The organism is Faecalibacterium sp. Marseille-Q0746 (assembly GCF_017377595.1).
Classification (GTDB): Bacteria; Bacillota; Clostridia; order Oscillospirales; family Ruminococcaceae; genus Faecalibacterium; species Faecalibacterium duncaniae.
This window is the reverse complement of sequence record NZ_JAFREI010000009.1, coordinates 54,926-72,790: the sequence shown is the minus strand read 5'-3', so window position 1 is coordinate 72,790 and position 17,865 is coordinate 54,926. Positions and strand designations below refer to the sequence as shown.

Sequence of the window (17,865 nt, the reverse complement as noted above, 5' to 3'; positions counted from 1 at the left end):
TGGCAGTCAGTATGGCAGTCAGCATGATGCCTGCACCCGCTCTGGCAACAGTAGGGGGGGTACAACCCCGGGAGATGATGCGATAACGCTGTCGGACGCAACGGGCGGCACTTCGAGCGGTACAGCTACACTGGTTTCAGATTTGACGGGGCTGAGAGATGCTGCTAGAGACGGCGGAAATGTCCAGTTGAGCGGCGATATTGCGTTAACAGGCACTCTCTCTATCAATAATAAAAAACTGAGCATTGATCTGAACGGTCACACCATTACAGCGGCAAATAACCAGAGAGCGTTTAACATCTCGAATGGCGGCACGCTGGAAATCAAGGATAGTGTGGGCAAAGGTATCATTCAGGGCAATGGTACGGTAACAGGTCACGGCGGAGCAATCTATATGGAAGGCTCCGGCAGTGCCCTGACGATCAGTGGCGGCACCATTCAGGGCTTTACCGCAAGCATAAGCGGTGGCGGTGTGTACATGAGAGATGGCACCTTCAACATGACCGGAGGCGCAATTGAAAATTGTACAGCACCAGAAGGTGCAGGCGTAAAAATGTATCCTGACTCTGGGAACACCTGTACTTTTATCATGAGCGACTCGGCTGAAATCAAAAATTGCAGCAATGATGGTGTTTCGATTGCTTCGAGTGGAACGTCCAAGTTCACAATGAGTGGAGGAACCATCGACAACAACAAAGGATATGGTTTATGGACTTCCGCTCGTAGCAATACAGAGATCTTACTGAATGGCGGCACCATTACAAACAGTGAAAGCTATGATATGGTCATTCATAAGGGTGTTCAGCTGCATGTAGATAATGCTACGGTCAGCGGAAAAATCCGAAACTTTGGCACGATTACCGGAGAGGGGAGTGCTGAGTTTACCGGAACAGTCGTAAATGAGTCTGCGGGAGAGATTAAAAGCGGAAAATTCAAAAGAATTGAAGATGCTTCCACTGCTGGTGTACGCAATGAGGTAGAATATGAGGCGTATGTCAAACTGATTGACTACAGTTGGCCGGATGAATCAACCTTAAGAGCGATTCAAGACAAAGCGCATGGGAATGCTCAGCTCAAATTCCTGAGCTATGTGGCACCGAACGCCATGACTAATACATTGACCATCCCCGAAGGCGTTACAGTTACTGTTGATCTGACGGGCAAGCAGGTTGCTGGAGAAAACGCCGAAAAGAAAATCATCAATTATGGTAATCTGACATTGATTGACAGTGGTACGGGTGGTACCCTGAACATTCCCATTGAAAACGACGGAACCCTGAACGCCAACGGCGGTACCGTAACTGGTGAAGTGACCAATAAGGGCACAATCACAACGACCGGAGAAAAGGCGACCCAATTCTCTGGAGGCGTGACAAACGAGAGCGATGGTAAAATTGAGAATGGTACGTTTTCCGGCGAAGTGACCAATAATGGCGCAATTAACGATGGTACGTTTTCCGGCAAGGTGACAAACAACGGAACCATTGGCAACGGCAACTTTACCGGTGCTGTGACCAATGAGAAAGCCGGTGTGATCTCCGGCGGCAAGTTTGACGAAAGCAAGCTGACCAACAACGGCGGCACCCTGCCCCCGAAGCCGGGCGACAACAAGCCGGATGACACCAACAAGGACAATGACAAGAAGGAAGATACCGAACCGGTTGCTCCTGTTGTCAAGCGGTACGACCTGACCGTCAAGAACGCCGAAGTGACCGTGAAGGATGCTGACGGCAAGGCAGTGGAATTTACCAAGGCCGAGGATGGCACCCTGACGGCTAAAGTTCCCGAAAATGCCGAAGTGACGGTGAAATACACCGCCCCCACCGATGCGATTGTGTTTGACCTGTGGAGCATTAACAGTGATGCGAAGCTGGATGTGAACGTCAAGGAGAACCCCCTGACCTTCAAGATGCCTGCACAGGCTGTGACCATCGAGGCCATGACGCAGGATGCCACCATTGAAAGCGAAGGTCCCGGCGTGCTGGGTACCGCTGCCATGATCGGTGTTGCCGGTGCCGGTACGGCTGTGCTGGGTTATACCGGTTACATGATCGGCACGGAACTGTACCTGAACACTGTCCTGCCTGCCGGTGCAGCTATCCCCCAGAACACCACCGAACTGGCAAAACTCCTCTGGACCGAAGCTGGCAAACCCGCCCCTGCCGCTGTGATGGCTGAGGATGCCACCGACGAGCAGAAGGCTCTGACTTGGGCTGTTGAAAGCCAGCTCATCTCCGCCGATAAGCCCGCAGACGCTTCTGTGGGTCGGTGGGAAGTGATCCGGGGGTGGAATAGGGTGAAAGAGATGAAGTGATCCTTCGTACAACCTCTCAGTCGCCTGCGGCGACAGCTCCCCTACTAGGGGAGTTGGCAAAGCTGTTAGGCTTTGACTGAGAGGGCAAGGCAACTGCCCGGAGAGGGTTCGCCCGCTCCCCTTCACGAAGAGAGAAAACCCAAGAAAATAACGCAGAAAGCCCCATCGGTACGAAAAATACCGATGGGGCTTTCTGCTTGTTTAGGATAGGAAAGAGAATGGTTCAGTAATGGCCGGGATGCGGGCTTACAGGTTGGTGTAGCCCATGAGGTAGCGGTCTACCTCGGCGGCGCAGTCGCGGCCCTCGCGCAGGCCCCAGACCACAAGGCTCTGGCCCCGGCGCATATCGCCGCAGGCGAACACCTTGTCCACATTGGTGCGGAAGTGGTCGGTGTCCACACAGCCGCGGCCGGTCAGGCTGACACCGAAGGCATCGGCCACATAGCTCTCACAGCCCACGAAACCGGCGGCAATGAAGGCCAGCTCGCAGTTGTAGGTGAACTCCTCGCCGGTGGGCACCATGTTGGTGCGGCCGGTCTCGGGGTCACGCTCGGGTTTGAGGTAGGAGATGACGGCAGCGGTCAGGTTGCCTGCATCGTCCTTGAGGAATTCTTTGACCGTGGTCTGGTAGACACGGGGGTCCTTGCCGAACTTTGCCATGCACTCGGTCTGGCCGTAGTCCACCTTGAGCACCCGGGGCCACTCAGGCCAGGGGTTGCTGGCGGCACGCTCCCTGGGGGGCTGCGGCATCATTTCCAGCGCCACCAGATCAGTGCAGCCCTGCCGCAGGGCCGTGCCCTGGCAGTCGTTGCCGGTGTCGCCGCCGCCGATGACCAGAACGTTCTTGCCCTTGGCATCAATGGCCCTGCCGTCGGCAAATTTGCTGTCCAGCAGGCTCTTTGTCACGCTAGTGAGGTAATCCACGGCAAAGTGCACGCCGTTGGCATCCCGGCCCGGAACGTTCAGGTCACGGGCCTGTTTGGCACCGCAGCAGAGCACCACGGCATCGTAGCTGTTCAGGATGCTCTCGGCATCCACGGCACCGCCCACATCCATGCTGGTGCGGAACTCCACGCCCTCGGCCTGCATGATCCTGATGCGGCGCTCGATGACGGCTTTGTCCAGCTTCATGTTGGGGATGCCGTACATCAGCAGGCCGCCCACGCGGTCGGCGCGCTCAAACACGGTGACGGCGTGGCCCCGGATGTTCAGGTACTCGGCCACCGAAAGACCGGCCGGGCCGCTGCCGATGACGGCCACGCTCTTGCCGGTGCGGGCCGGGGGAGGGGCGGCGTGGAGCCAGCCCTTGGCGTAGCCTGTTTCCACGATGGCGTGCTCGTTCTCGCGCACGGTCACGCTGCTGCCGGTCACATCACCGCAGGTGCAGGCGGCCTCGCACAGGGCGGGGCAGACCCGGCTGGTGAACTCCGGGAAGCGGTTGGTGGCGCGCAGGCGGTGGAGCGCCAGCTCCCACTTGCCCTGATAGACCAGGTCGTTCCACTCGGGGATCAGGTTATTCAGCGGACAGCCCGATGCCATGCCGCCGATCATCATGCCGGCCTGGCAGAAGGGCACGCCGCAGTCCATGCAGCGGGCGGCCTGGGTCTGCTGCTCCTCGCGGGAGAGCCAGACGTGAAACTCGTTGAAATTTTCAATGCGCTCCAGCGGCGGGACATCCGTGCTGGTCTTGCGCGTGTAATCCATAAATCCAGTGATCTTGCCCATGATCCAGCCCTCCTTACTTCTTCTTCTGCACAGCGTAGAATGCTTCGATCTGTGCCTGTTCGCCGTCCAGGCCGCGCTCCTCCATGGAAGCGATGACCCGGAGCATCCGGTCGTAATCGTAGGGGAGGACTTTCTTGAACTTGGGCAGGTACTCGCTGAAGTTGTCCAGGATCTCCTTGCCGCGGGGGGAGCCGGTGGCTTCTACATGCTCACGGATGAGCTCCTTCAGGGCGGCAACATCGTACTTGTGCTCCACAGGCTCCAGGCTCACGGTCTCCTTGTTGACCCGCTGGTAGAAATCCCAGTTCTCGTCCAGAACGTAGGCCACGCCGCCGGTCATGCCGGCTGCGAAGTTCTTGCCGGTCTGGCCCAGGACCACGACAGTGCCGCCGGTCATGTACTCACAGCCGTGGTCGCCCACGCCCTCGACAACGGCGGTCGCGCCGCTGTTGCGGACGCAGAAGCGCTCACCGGCCACGCCGGAGACGAAGGCCTTGCCGCTGGTGGCACCGTAAAGGGCCACATTGCCGGTGATGATGTTTTCCTCGGGCTTGTAGCCGATGCCCTCGGGCGGGCGGACGATGATCTTGCCGCCGGACAGGCCCTTGCCCATGTAGTCGTTGCAGTCGCCGGTCAGGCTGAGGGTCAGGCCCTTGGGGATGAACGCGCCAAAGCTCTGGCCGCCTGCGCCGATGCACTCGGCGGTGTAGACATCGTCTGGCAGGGAGCTGCCGTACTTGCGGGTGATCTCGCTGCCAAAGATGGCACCCAGGGCGCGGTCGGTGTTGGAGACCTCCAGCCGGACGCTCTGGGGTGCCTTGCTGCCCAGCTTGAACTTCTTCATCAGCACCTTCATGTCGAGGGTGTTCTCAAGGTGGAAGTCATAGGTGTCGGCAGGCACAAAGTGGACGTTGCTGTTTGCAATGGCCGGGTTGTGCAGGATGCAGTCCAGATTCATCTTGGCGGCACGGCTGCCGGCAGCACTAGGCTTGACATGGAGCAGGTCGGTGCGGCCCACCAGCTCGTCGATGGTGCGCACGCCCAGCTTGGCCATGTACTCCCGCAGCTCCTGCGCCACAAAGGTCAGGTAGTTGATGATATACTCGGGCTTGCCCTTGAACCGCTTGCGCAGCTCGGGGTTCTGGGTGCAGATGCCCATGGGGCAGGTGTCCAGGTTGCAGACACGCATCATCACGCAGCCTTCGCACATCAGCAGGGAGGTGCCGAAGCCGAACTCCTCAGCGCCCAGCATACAGCTGATGGCAACATCGCGGCCGGAGAGCAGCTTGGAGTCGCTCTCAATGCGGACGCGGCTGCGCAGGCCGTTCAGGATCAGGGTCTGGTGGGTCTCGGCGATGCCCAGCTCCCAGGGCAGGCCCGCATTCTTGATGGAGGTGCGGGGGGCTGCACCGGTGCCGCCGTCGTAACCGGAGACGAGGATGACCTGCGCGCCGCCCTTGGCAACACCGGCGGCAATGGTGCCGACACCGGCCTCGCTGACCAGCTTCACGTTGATGTTGGCGTGGCGGTTGGCGTTCTTCAGGTCATAGATCAGCTCGGCCAGATCCTCGATGGAGTAGATGTCGTGGTGGGGTGGGGGAGAGATCAGGCCCACGCCGGTGGTGCTGTGGCGGGTCTTGGCGATCCAGGGGTAGACCTTGGCACCGGGCAGGTTGCCGCCCTCGCCGGGCTTTGCGCCCTGTGCCAGCTTGATCTGGATCTCTTCGGCGGAGACCAGATATTTGCTGGTCACGCCGAAGCGGGCCGAGGCTACCTGCTTGATTTTGGAATTGCTCTCGCTCTGGTAGCGCTCCTCGGGCTCACCGCCCTCGCCGGTGTTGCTCCGGCCGCCCAGACGATTCAGGGCGATGGCGATGGTCTCGTGGGCCTCGCTGCTCAGGGCACCGTAGCTCATGGCAGCGGCTTTGAACCGCTTGACGATGGAGCTGACAGGCTCCACCTCCTCAAGGGGGATGCCGCCGTTGGGGTCATAGCTGAAGTCCAGCAGGCTGCGCAGGTGCATGCCCTCGGCACCCATGTTGTCCACGGTGCGGGTGAAGTCTTTGAAGGCCTTGTAGTCGCCCGTGAAGCAGGCTTTCTGGAACAGATGGATGGTCTGCGGGGTGAAGAGGTGCTCTTCCTTGCCGCTGCGGAACTTGTGGGCACCGCCGTCGGCCAGCTCCATGTTGATGTCCAGACCCAGCGGGTCAAAGGCGGCGTTGTGGGCAGCTTCCACATCCGCCTGAATGTCCTCCAGGCCGATGCCGCCCACACGGCTGACCGTGCCGGTGAAGTACTTGTCGATGACATCCTTGGAGATGCCGACCGCCTCAAAGATCTGGCTGCTCTGGTAGCTCTGGATGGTGGAGATGCCCATCTTGGAGGCGATCTTCACGATGCCGTTCAGCACAGCCTTGTTGTAGTCATCCACGGCGGCGTAGTAATCCTTGTCCAGCAGACCCTCGTCGATGAGCTGGGCAATGGTATCGTGGGCCAGATAGGGGTTGACGGCGCAGGCACCGTAGCCCAGCAGGGTGGCAAAGTGGTGCACCTCGTGGGGCTCGGCGCTCTCAAGGATGAGGGCCATGGCCGTGCTCTTCTTGGTGCGGATGAGGTACTGGGACACGGCAGAAACAGCCAGCAGGCTGGGGATGGAGACGTGGTACTCGTCGATGTCGCGGTCAGAGAGGATGATGATGTTGGCACCGTCCTTGTAGGCACGGTCCACCTCCAGGAACACGCGGTCGATGGCCTTTTCCAGGCTGGTGTTCTTATAGTAATTGATGGACACCGTGGCGGTCTTGAAGCCGGGCACGTTCATGTGCTTGATCTTGAGCAGATCCGTGCTGGTCAGGATGGGGTTCTGCACCTTGAGCACCTTGCAGTTCTCGGGCTTGTCCTCCAGCAGGTTGCCGTGGGCACCCACATAGACGCTGGTGGAGGTGACCACCTTCTCACGGATGGCATCGATGGGCGGGTTGGTGACCTGTGCGAACCGCTGCTTGAAGTAGTTGAACAGCGGGGGATGCTGGTCGCTCAGGACAGCCAGCGGGGTGTCGGTGCCCATGGCCCCGGAAGGCTCGGCACCGGCCCGGGCCATGGGCAGGATCAGCTCCTTGATCTCCTCGTATTTGTAGCCAAAGACCTTCTGCAGGCGGGTCAGCTCCTCGCCGGTGTAGCTGGGGACCTTGATGTTGGGGATCTTCAGGTCCTTCAGCCGGACCAGATTCCGGTCGATCCACTCGCCGTAGGGCTCGCGGCTGGCGTAGTATTCCTTCAGCTTCTCGTCATCCACGACCTCGCCCTTGACGGTATCCACCAGCAGCATCTTGCCGGGGCGCAGGCGGTCTTTCATCAGGATGTTGTCGGGTGCGCAGGGCAGCACGCCCACCTCAGAGGACAGGATCATCCGGCCATCCTTGGTGATATAGTAGCGGCTGGGGCGCAGACCGTTGCGGTCCAGCACCGCGCCCACCACGTCGCCGTCGGAGAAGAGGATGGCGGCGGGGCCGTCCCAGGGCTCCAGCATGGTGGCGTAATACTGGTAGAAATCGCGCTTTTTCTGGCTGATGTTCTTGTTGTTCTCCCAGGGCTCGGGGATGGTGATCATCACCGCCAGGGGCAGATCCATGCCGTTCATCACCATGAACTCCAGCGCGTTGTCCAGCATGGCGGAGTCCGAGCCGGAGGTGTTGATGATGGGCAGGATCTTGTTCATGTCGTCCTGCAGGATGGGGCTCTCGATGCTCTCCTCACGGGCCAGCATGGCATCGGTGTTGCCCTTGATGGTGTTGATCTCGCCGTTGTGCAGGATGAACCGGTTGGGGTGGGCACGCATCCAGCTGGGGTTGGTGTTGGTGGAGAAGCGGCTGTGCACCATGCCGATGGCGGATTCGTAATCCTCGTCCTGCAGGTCAAGGTAGAACAGGCGCAGATCGTGCACCAGGAACATGCCCTTGTAGACGATGGTGCGGCTGGACAGGCTGGGCACATAGGTGCCGTTGCTGGCCTGCTCGAACACCCGGCGGATGATGTAGAGCCTGCGGTCAAAATCAATGCCCTTGCTCACACGGGCAGGCTTTTTGATGAAGCACTGCCAGATGGAGGGCATGCAGTCCCGGGCCTTCTGGCCCACGGCATCGGGGTCTACCGGCACCCTGCGCCATGCCAGAAACTCAAGCCCCTCCTTGCGGGTGACCAGCTCAAACAGCTTCATGGCCTGTGCCCGCAGGTGCTCGTTCTGGGGGAAGAAGAACATGCCGACACCGTATTCCCGCTCGTTGCCCAGGCTGATATTCAGCTCGTCGGCCACCTTGGAGAAGAACTTGTGGCTGATCTGCAGCATGATGCCCACGCCGTCGCCGGTCTTGCCCTCGGCATCCTTACCGGCGCGGTGCTCCAGACGCTCCACGATGCTCAGGGCATCGCTGACCGTCTGATGGCTCTTGCGGCCCTTGATGTCCACCACAGCGCCGATGCCGCAGGCATCGTGTTCGAACTGAGGGTCATACAGGCCAAGAGGCGTGGCGTTTTCCGTAAATTGATCCATTGCCTTTCCCATCCTTATCTCTCAAAATATCCTCTGGGCCGCGGCACGATCCGCAGCCAATCTTGCACAGAAAACAAAAAAAGCGCCCCAGAAGGGTAGACTTCACCCTTCTGGAACGCCTTTGTTCCGTTAGCTTTATTATAATGATTCGTGAAGATTGTTCAAGTGGGAGGTGCAACAAACTTTAGTACACCAAAGCCTGAACTTCTTGTGCGGTTTGATGATGAGATGAAACGGATTCATCCTTCGCCCAAAATCGCTTTCAGGTCCTGCTCCGGTGTCGTGACGGCCATCAGATTGTACTTTTCCTGCAAAACGCGCACCACGCCCGGCGAGAGGAAGGCGGGCAGGGTAGGGCCGAGCCGGATGTTCTGGATGCCCAGCGCCAGCAGGGCGATGAGGATGCAGACGGCCTTCTGCTCGAACCAGCAGAGCACCAGCGAGAGCGGCAGGTCGTTGACGCTGCACTGGAACGCATCGGCCAGCGCCAGCGCGATCTGAATGGCGCTGTATGCGTCGTTGCACTGGCCCACATCGAGGATGCGGGGCAGGCCCGCCACGGTGCCGAGATCCAGGTCGTTCAGGCGGAATTTGCCGCAGGCCAGCGTCAGGATCACGGTGTCGGGCGGGGTGAGCTTGGCGAACTCGGTGTAGTAGCGGCGGGAAGGCCGGGTGCCGTCACAGCCGCCCACCAGGAAGAAATGGCGGATCTGCCCGCTTTTCACGGCCGCAACGATCTCATTGGCGTGGGAGAGCACAGCGCTCCGCGCAAAGCCGGTCACGACGCTGCGCCCGCCGTTGATGCCGGGCATGGCGGTGTCTTCCGGGTAGCCCCCTAGTTCCAGTGCTTTGGCAATGACGGGGGAGAAATCCCGCTCTGGCCCGATGTGCGGGACGCCGGGATAGGACACCACCGAGGTGGTGAACACCCGGTCGGCGTAGCTCTCCCGCAGGGGCATGATGCAGTTGGTGGTGAAGAGGATCGGGGCCGGGATGTCCTCAAACTCCCGCTGCTGGTTCTGCCAGGCTGTGCCGAAGTTGCCCTTCAGATGCGGGTACTTCTGCTTCAGCTCCGGGTAGCCGTGGGCGGGGAGCATTTCTGAGTGGGTGTAGACGTGGATGCCTTTGCCCGCCGTCTGCTCCAGCAGGCACTTCATGTCGTAGAGGTCGTGGCCGGAAATGACGATGAACGGCCCTTTCTCGATGACGAGCGGCACCTCCACCGGCTCCGGCTGGCCGAAGGCCCCGGTGTTAGCGGCGTCCAGCAGCTCCATGCAGCGGTAGCTGGCCTTGCCGGTCTTCTGCACCAGTGTCCAGAGGGTGTCGATGGAGCATTCGCTGCCAACGGCCTGCAATGCTTCGCAGAAGAAGCGGTCCAGCTCCGGGTCGATGCGGCCCAGCACCCGCGCATGGTAATTGTACGCTGCCATGCCGCGCAGGCTGAACAGGACGAACGATTTCAGACTGCGGATGTCCTCGTCCGGCTCGTGCCAGAGGTTTGCCATGTCGTAGTCGAACCCGATGCCGGGGCAGGCCGCATGGATGCTCTCGGTCAGCTGGTCCACGGTCTGCGGGTCGAAGTTCACGTTGGTGATGGTGGTGAACAGCCCTTCCATCAGCAGAAGTGCCTGTTCCGGGGCGGGGGCCCGCCCCTCGCCGATGAGCTGGCTGGCGTAGGAGATGAGTGCGCCGGTCAGGCGGTCCTGCGCCGCTGCCGTGTCCGCGCTTTTGCCGCAGACACCGGCCTTACCGGTACAGGCAGTGCAGTGCGCCGCCTGCTCGCATTGAAAACAAAACATCTGTTCGTCCATTTCAGAACCCTCTCTTCGCTTGATGTGGTCAGTATGGACGGGTTGGCGGGACTTTATACAGGCCGCACGAGGGGCGTTTTCTCGGCGAGTATCCGAGGTGGGGCCCCGCTTGCGGGGCGGGCATGGAATGTCCGTTGACCCGCCGGGAAAAGCTCCCGGAGATGCGGCCAGCGAATAGATACAAAAAGAGCCGCGCTCTTGCGAACGCAGCTCTTGAAAATGCTTTGGAACAATTAGTAGGTGATGCCCTGTGCCATCATGGCGGTGGCCACCTTCAGGAAACCGGCGCAGTTTGCACCGACCATCAGGTTGCCCTCGGAACCAGCGGCAACGGAAGCGTCATAGGAAGCGTGGAAGATGCCCTCCATGATGCCCTTCAGCTTGGCATCCACTTCCTCAAAGCTCCAGCTCAGACGCTCGGAGTTCTGGCTCATCTCCAGGCCGGAGGTGGCCACACCGCCGGCGTTGGCAGCCTTTGCGGGTCCGTACAGGACACCGTTGGACAGGTAGACCTCGATGGCCTCGGGCGTGCTGGGCATGTTTGCGCCCTCGCAGACAACGGTGCAGCCGTTCTTGACCAGAGCCTCAGCGGACTCCTTGTTGATCTCGTTCTGGGTCGCGCAGGGCAGGGCGATGTCGCAGGGGACAGTCCAGACCTTGGAGCAGTCGGCAACATAGGTTACACCGGCGTGGGTCTCGGCATACTCCTTGATGCGGCCGCGGCGGACTTCCTTCAGCTCCTTGACGTAAGCCAGATCAATGCCGTTGGGGTCGTAGACGTAGCCGTTGGAATCGGACATGGTAACGACCTTTGCGCCCAGAGACTGAGCCTTCTGGCAGGCATAGATGGCAACATTGCCGGAACCAGAGATGACCACGGTCTTGCCCTCAAAGCTGTCGTTGCGCATACACTTCAGAGCCTCGGCGGTGAAGTAGCACAGGCCGTAGCCGGTGGCCTCGGTACGGGCCAGAGAGCCGCCGAAGGTCAGGCCCTTGCCGGTGAGCATACCGCCCTGGAAGCTGTTGGTCAGGCGCTTGTACTGGCCGAACATGTAGCCAACCTCGCGGCCGCCGACACCGATATCACCGGCGGGGCAGTCCACGAACTGGCCGATGTGGCGGTACAGCTCGGTCATAAAGCTCTGGCAGAAGCGCATGACTTCCATGTCGCTCTTGCCATGGGGGTCAAAGTCAGAGCCGCCCTTGCCGCCGCCCATGGGCAGGGTGGTCAGGCTGTTCTTGAAGGTCTGCTCAAAGCCCAGGAACTTCAGGATGCCCTGGTTGACAGAGGGATGGAAGCGCAGGCCGCCCTTGTAGGGGCCGATGGCGCTGTTGAACTGGACGCGGTAGCCGCGGTTCACCTGGACCTTGCCCTGATCATCGACCCAGGGCACACGGAAGGTGATGATGCGCTCGGGCTCGACCAGACGCTCGATCAGGCCAGCCTTCTCGTACTCGGGATGCTTCTCCACCACGGGCTGGATGCTCTCCAGCACCTCGCGGACAGCCTGCAGGAACTCAGGCTCATTGGCATTGCGCTGTGCAAGGCCATCGTAAACGCGCTTCAGGTATTCATTCGTCAGCATAATAGAATACTCCTTTTCCCATTATTTACACTCGCTCTGCCCACTATCACAGAGCGCTTTATCATTATAAAGCTTTGTGCAGCGATTTACAATAGAGGAAATCGGAAAATGTTTCAGTGAAGCCAAAATAAAAATGAATCCGCTTCACAGCGTCAGTGCCCGGCGGCGCTGGGGATCTCCTGTAATTCAAAGCGATATTCCTGCGCGGCATCGGGGTATTTTGCCCTGTCCACGGGGCTGAGGAACATGGCAAGGGGCCGCAGCCAGAGCCCGCCGTCCCCGTAGAGCTTGCGGTAGACCACAAAAGGCTCCCCCGTTTCGGAATCGTTGGCAATGGCCTCTACCAGATAAAAGTCGCCTTTGAAGTGCCGGTACACCCGGCCGATCTTGAGTTCATTCGGCATTTGCGTTCTCCTTTACATTCCAGCTAAAATGGCATTCACGGCAGTCACAAAGGGCTCCATATCCTCAAACAGGACTTCGACGATGATGCTCCAGTTGATACCGTCGTAGTCATGCACCAGCCGATGGCGCAGCCCGGCGACCATATTCCAGGGCTGCTCCGGATAAGAGGCCTTGAACTCCGGACTAAGCTGGTAGACCTGTTCCCCGATGTTATAGAGCGGGGTCGTGACGGCCCACTGGGAAAACTCGTCCTCGAGCAGAAGCTCCGGCGTAATGCCGCGCTTGTGCATCTCGGCTTTCAGGCTTTCCCATGTGGCAACGATCTTTTTCAGGCGCTCCTTGTCCGATCTCTTCATGCGATCTTGACCCCCTCCCGCATGATGCTTTCATAGAAGGGAGTGCCGGTGTTGACCTCCCGGATCTCAAAGGCATCCACGTCCTTCTGGGTGCGCTGGCGCAGCTCCTCCCCAAAAGCAAAGATGTCCCTTGGCCGGAAGTTGGCACCGCCCACCACGATCACATCGATATCCGAAGCGGCAGTGGCTTCTCCCCGGGCATAGGAGCCGAACAGCAGGGCGTACTCGGCGTGATATTTGTGCAGCAGCTCCCGGATGACCTGCTCGATCTCAGTGCGGGAAAGCGTGTTCATGCGGACACCTCCAATCGGAAATTCTCTACCAATATTGTACCATAGAATGCCGGAAATGCAAACAAAAATCCCCCGCAGGCGGCTGGCGCTGGCGGGGGACAGGTGCATGATTTACTTCTTCAGCAGCTTCTCGCAGGCATCGGCGGCACCCTCAAGGTACTGGCCGGGGTAGGCCTCGATCATGCCGGCATCGGAGCAGGCAGCCAGCTGGGGGTCGATGGGGCACTTGGCCAGCACGGGCAGGCCGTGCTTTGCGGCCACCTCATCCACATGGCTCTCGCCGAACACGCTGATCTTCTTGCCGCAGTCGGGGCAGACGATGTAGCTCATGTTCTCCACGATGCCCAGCATGGGTACCTTCATCATCTCAGCCATGTTCACGGCCTTGGCCACGATCATGCTGACCAGCTCCTGAGGGCTGGCAACGACCACGATGCCGTCCACGGGCAGGCTCTGGAACACGGTCAGGGGCACGTCGCCGGTTCCCGGAGGCATGTCCACAAACAGGAAGTCCACGTCCTTCCAGACCACATCGGTCCAGAACTGCTTGACCGCACCGGCGATCACGGGGCCGCGCCATACAACGGGGTCCTCCTCGTTCTCAACCAGCAGGTTGATGCTCATCACATCAATGCCCATCCGGCTCTGGATAGGCCAGCAGCCCTTTTCATCGGCCATGGCACGGCCATGGATGCCGAACAGCTTGGGGATGGACGGGCCGGTGATGTCGGCATCCAGGATGCCGCAGTGGTAGCCACGGCGGGCCATGGCGCAGGCCAGCAGGGCACTGGTCATGCTCTTGCCGACACCGCCTTTGCCCGAAACAACGCCGATGACCTTTTTCACGCTGCTGTTGGGGTTGGGGGCATCGTGCTCAGGTGCGGCGGTGCGGGAAGAACATGCTGCCCCGCAGGTGGAACAGTCATGGGTACATTCTTCGCTCATACTCTAACCTTTTCTCCTTTATCTTAATTAGACAGATCGTCTTGACCATTCCATATCATACCATAAAAACGGGTGGGAAACAACCCACAGGGGCGCTCATCTTCACAAGAGTGCATATTGCCCGGGAAAGGCCGCATACACTGAACCGAACGCCTGTGCGGGGGAAGGAGGAATACCATGGGGCAGAGCTACCTGAAAAACGCCGCCCTCCTGACCGGGGCGGATGTCCTGCTGCGGCTGGCCGGGATGGGCCTGCGCATCTATCTGGCCAACGCCCTGGGCGGCGAGGGGATGGGGCTGTACCAGCTGGTGCTGGCGGTCTACGCGCTCTTTGTCACGCTGGCAACGGCGGGGGTCTCGGTGGCGGCCACCCGGCTGATGGCTGAGGAACTGGCCAGGGGCCGAGCACAGGCGCGGGGGATGCTGGTGCGGCTGGCGGGCACGGGGCTGCTGCTGGGCGCGGCGGCCATGGCGGCGCAGTACGGGCTGGCCGGGGCCGCTGCCCGGTGGTGGCTGGGAGATGTGCGGGCGGCGGGCGCACTGCGGGTGTCGGCCTTCGGGATGCCCTGGATGGCCCTCTCGGCTGTGCTGCGGGGGTTCTTTATCGCCCGGCGGCGGGTGGAACCCAACGTGCTGAGCCAGCTGGTGGAGCAGAGCGTGCGCATCGGGATCATCTGGTACGCGCTGGAATGGGGGAACGCGCAGGACGTGAGCGCCCGCTGCACGGCGGTGCTGGCCGCCACGGCGGTGAGCGAAGCGGTGTCGGCCTGCATCCTGCTGCTGTTTTACCGTGGGGAGGCGGTGCGTGCGTTCGGCGCAGAAAAGGCCCGACGGCCTGCCGACCCTGCCCGGCGGCTCTGGGAGATTCTGTGGCCGGTGGAGGGCGGGCGGTGCCTTGCCAGCGCCCTGCACACGGCGGAGAACATGCTGGTGCCCGCCTGCCTGACGGTCTGCCTGCTGGATGCCGGGGGCCGCAGTGCCGCGGTGGCCCAGTACGGCAGCCTGAAGGGGATGGCCCTGCCTCTGCTCACCTTTCCCTTTGGGCTGCTGGGAAGCCTTTCGGTGCTGCTGATGCCTGAGATCACCCAGGCCCACATCCGGGGCGAGCGCGCCCGGCTGGGCTGCCTGCTGGACCGGATGCTCCGGCTGACGGGCTGCTTCTCGGCGCTGGCGGGGGCGCTGTTCTGGGTGTGGGGCGAGCCGCTGGCCCTGCTGCTCTACCACAGCCAGGAGGCCGGGTTCTATCTGCGGGTGCTGGGCCCGGCCATGCCGCTGATGTATCTGGAGAGCATGGTGGACGGTGCCATGAAGGGGATGGGGGAGCAGAAGGCCGTGTTCCGGTACAGCCTGTGGGACGCGGTGCTCCGCATTGCGGGGGTGCTGCTCCTCCTGCCCAGATGGGGGATGAAGGGCTTTTTGTGGGTGATCCTGCTGTCCAGTGCCTATACCTGCCAGATGAATACAGCCCGTCTGCTGCATGTCAGCGGGCTGCAGCCCAGGCTCTGGCGGTGGCTGGGGGCTCCGGCGCTGGCGGCACTGGTCTCAGCGGGGGCGGGCGAGGGCCTGCGCACTTTGCTGGCGGGGTGGCTGGGCAGCGGGAGCACGCCCACCCGGCTGGCGGCGCTCTGCGCGGGCGGCTTTGGCATGGCGGCAGTCTGCCTTGCCGTGCAGTGGCCGCTGGGGCTGGGCGAAGAGGTGCGGGCCATCCTGCGGACAGAAAAATCCCGCAGGGAGCGGCAGAAAAGCCCGGAGAATCGGAATTGTTCTGGACACAGGGGGGAGAATTGAGTATAATACAATGGATATTATGGCGGAACAGGCGCATGGGGCTTTGGCCCCTGTGGCCGGCAACGCCGGGAAAAACGGGTGCGGACAGATCCCGCCCCGATGCAAAAGAGGATTTTTGTGAAGAAAACAAAGAAGCTTGTGCCGCAGGTGTTGCTGCGCCGGATGATCCTGGTGCTGCTGGACGCGGCCATCGTGATATTCAGCTTTTACTTTGCCCTGCTGCTCCGGGCCGACGGCGCGGTGGAGGCCAGCTGGTGGCCCCACAACCGTGCCCTGCTCTACCAGAATCTGCCCTGGATCGTGGCGCTCTACCTGCTCAGCTTTCTGGCGGGCGGGCTGTACCATGTGCTCTGGAAGTATGCCGGGGAGCGTGACCTCATCCGTCTGGGCGGCATGATCGCCGTGCCCACGGGGGTGGTCTATTTCGTGAACCATTTCTGCGTCCACGGCGTGCTGTTCGATTCTGCCAACGCCATGGCCGCTGTCCTCATCTTCCTGCTGGTGGGAGGCAGCCGTCTGGCATGGCGGCTCTTCCTGAACCATCCCATCGGCGAGCGGCTGCGGGGCGTGCCCAACAAGGACCCCAACCGCCCCGTGATGATCGTGGGCGCGGGCGAGGCCGGTGCCTGGGCCATCAATGTCTGCAAATCCAACAGCAGCTACGGCCACCCCGTTGTGGCGGTGGACGATGACCTGGTCAAGCAGGGGCAGACCATCCACGGCGTGCCGGTCAAGGGCACGCTGGAGCAGATCCCCCAGCTCTGCACCCAGTACAACATCCACAACATCATCATTGCCATCCCCACCCTGCGGGGCAGCAGGCTGAACCATGTCATCGACCTCTGCGTTTCCACCCACTGCCCGGTGCAGATCCTGAGCGACCCCCAGCTGGTGGGCAGCAACGGCCCCCAGCAGGGTGCGTTCCGTGAGCTGAACACCGCCGATTTCCTCTCCCGTGACGAGGTCACGCTGGACAACGAGAAGATCTCCGGCTACCTGACCGGCAAGACCGTGCTGGTGACGGGCGGCGGCGGCTCCATTGGCAGCGAGCTCTGCCGCCAGGTGATGCGCTTCCGGCCCGGCAAGCTGCTGATCTTTGATATCTACGAGAACTGCGCCTACGAGCTGCTGATGGAACTGCAGCAGAAGTACGGCCGCGATATCCCCGTGACCGTGCTGATCGGCTCCATCCGGGATAAAAAGCGGCTGGACGAGGTATTTGAGACCTACCACCCCACCGTGGTGTTCCATGCAGCGGCCCACAAGCATGTGCCGCTGATGGAGATCAGCCCCGCCGAGGCCGTGAAGAACAACGTGCTGGGCACCAAGAACCTGCTCACCAGCGCCAGCGAGCACGACGTGGAGCGGTTCGTCCAGCTTTCCACCGACAAGGCGGTCAATCCCACCAGCGTGATGGGCTGCACCAAGCGGATCTGTGAGATGCTCATCCAGACCTTTGCGGGCAACACCGACATGAAGTGCGTGGCGGTCCGCTTTGGCAACGTGCTGGGCAGCCACGGCAGCGTGATCCCGCTGTTCGAGGCGCAGATCAAGAAGGGCGGCCCCGTCACCCTGACCGACCCCAACATCGAGCGCTACTTTATGACCATTCCCGAGGCGGCCCAGCTGGTGCTGCAGGCGGGCGCGCTGGCCGAGGGCGGCAGCATCTATGTGCTGGACATGGGCGAGCCGGTCAAGATCATGGATCTGGCCAAGCAGCTCATCCGCTTTTACGGCTATGAGCCGGGCGTGAATATGGAGATCAAGATCGTGGGCCTGCGCCCGGGCGAGAAGCTCTACGAGGAGCTGATGATGGACGAGGAGCAGGGCAAGATGCGCCGCACCGAGCACAACAAGATCTTTGTGGCATCGCCCCGGGACATCGACCTGGCCGTGTTCTACCAGCAGCTGCAGGATCTTGCCGCTGCCGCCCAGCACAACGACGAGGGCGTGGTGGATCAGCTGGAAAAGATGATCCCCACCTTTACCCCCACCCGGAAAAATCTAAAGGTGTAAACTCCTTCCGTCATCGCTGGCGCGATGCCACCTCCCTCAGGGAGGGAGGCTTTGCCGTGCGGTCAGGCTCCCTCTCC

Annotated in this window: 11 protein-coding genes; 3 read left to right on the top strand and 8 right to left on the bottom strand. The window is 61.0% G+C overall.

Annotated features, from left to right (window positions below):
* The first annotated feature begins 187 nt into the window (after positions 1–187).
* A complete protein-coding gene (locus tag J3351_RS06930; protein WP_207697401.1) occupies positions 188–2,314 on the top strand; it encodes a right-handed parallel beta-helix repeat-containing protein in 2,127 nt (708 codons plus the stop codon).
* A 246-nt stretch (positions 2,315–2,560) separates the two neighbouring features.
* On the opposite strand, the gene J3351_RS06925 is transcribed toward J3351_RS06930, so the two are convergent.
* The 8 genes from J3351_RS06925 to J3351_RS06890 all read right to left on the bottom strand — a co-directional run bounded on the left by J3351_RS06925 (position 2,561) and on the right by J3351_RS06890 (position 13,984).
* Complete coding sequence (locus tag J3351_RS06925) at positions 2,561–4,039, bottom strand: glutamate synthase subunit beta (RefSeq protein WP_207697400.1); 1,479 nt, start codon at positions 4,037–4,039, stop codon at positions 2,561–2,563.
* A gap of 13 nt (positions 4,040–4,052) precedes the next feature.
* Positions 4,053–8,588, bottom strand: a complete 4,536-nt coding sequence (gene gltB / locus J3351_RS06920) for a glutamate synthase large subunit (RefSeq protein WP_156061380.1) — start codon at positions 8,586–8,588, stop codon at positions 4,053–4,055.
* Between the two features lie 239 nt (positions 8,589–8,827).
* Positions 8,828–10,399: a hydroxylamine reductase gene (hcp, locus tag J3351_RS06915; RefSeq protein WP_207697399.1), complete on the bottom strand. Its 1,572-nt coding sequence runs from the start codon at positions 10,397–10,399 to the stop codon at positions 8,828–8,830.
* A gap of 233 nt (positions 10,400–10,632) precedes the next feature.
* Positions 10,633–11,985, bottom strand: a complete 1,353-nt coding sequence (gdhA, locus tag J3351_RS06910; protein ID WP_005933898.1) for an NADP-specific glutamate dehydrogenase — start codon at positions 11,983–11,985, stop codon at positions 10,633–10,635.
* Positions 11,986–12,137: 152 nt separating this feature from the next.
* A complete protein-coding gene (locus J3351_RS06905) occupies positions 12,138–12,389 on the bottom strand; it encodes a DUF1653 domain-containing protein (RefSeq protein ID WP_207697398.1) in 252 nt (83 codons plus the stop codon).
* A gap of 12 nt (positions 12,390–12,401) precedes the next feature.
* Positions 12,402–12,746, bottom strand: a complete 345-nt coding sequence (locus J3351_RS06900) for a DUF86 domain-containing protein (protein ID WP_098922632.1) — start codon at positions 12,744–12,746, stop codon at positions 12,402–12,404.
* Positions 12,743–13,039 (bottom strand): nucleotidyltransferase family protein, encoded by a 297-nt coding sequence (locus J3351_RS06895; protein WP_098922630.1) that lies wholly within the window; start codon positions 13,037–13,039, stop codon positions 12,743–12,745. Before J3351_RS06895 ends, J3351_RS06900 begins: the two co-directional genes overlap by 4 nt.
* Positions 13,040–13,150: 111 nt before the next feature.
* The gene (locus J3351_RS06890) at positions 13,151–13,984 is read right to left on the bottom strand and encodes an Mrp/NBP35 family ATP-binding protein (RefSeq protein WP_154276326.1); all 834 of its coding nucleotides are present in this window, start codon (positions 13,982–13,984) and stop codon (positions 13,151–13,153) included.
* Between the two features lie 177 nt (positions 13,985–14,161).
* Here J3351_RS06890 and J3351_RS06885 point away from each other — a divergent pair, with 177 nt between their 5' ends.
* Together J3351_RS06885 and J3351_RS06880 are read left to right on the top strand one after the other, a co-directional pair.
* Positions 14,162–15,772, top strand: coding sequence for a polysaccharide biosynthesis C-terminal domain-containing protein (locus J3351_RS06885; protein ID WP_207697397.1), 1,611 nt, complete (start codon positions 14,162–14,164; stop codon positions 15,770–15,772).
* Between the two features lie 117 nt (positions 15,773–15,889).
* The gene (locus tag J3351_RS06880) at positions 15,890–17,788 is read left to right on the top strand and encodes a nucleoside-diphosphate sugar epimerase/dehydratase (protein ID WP_005933885.1); all 1,899 of its coding nucleotides are present in this window, start codon (positions 15,890–15,892) and stop codon (positions 17,786–17,788) included.
* The last annotated feature ends 77 nt before the right edge of the window (positions 17,789–17,865 follow it).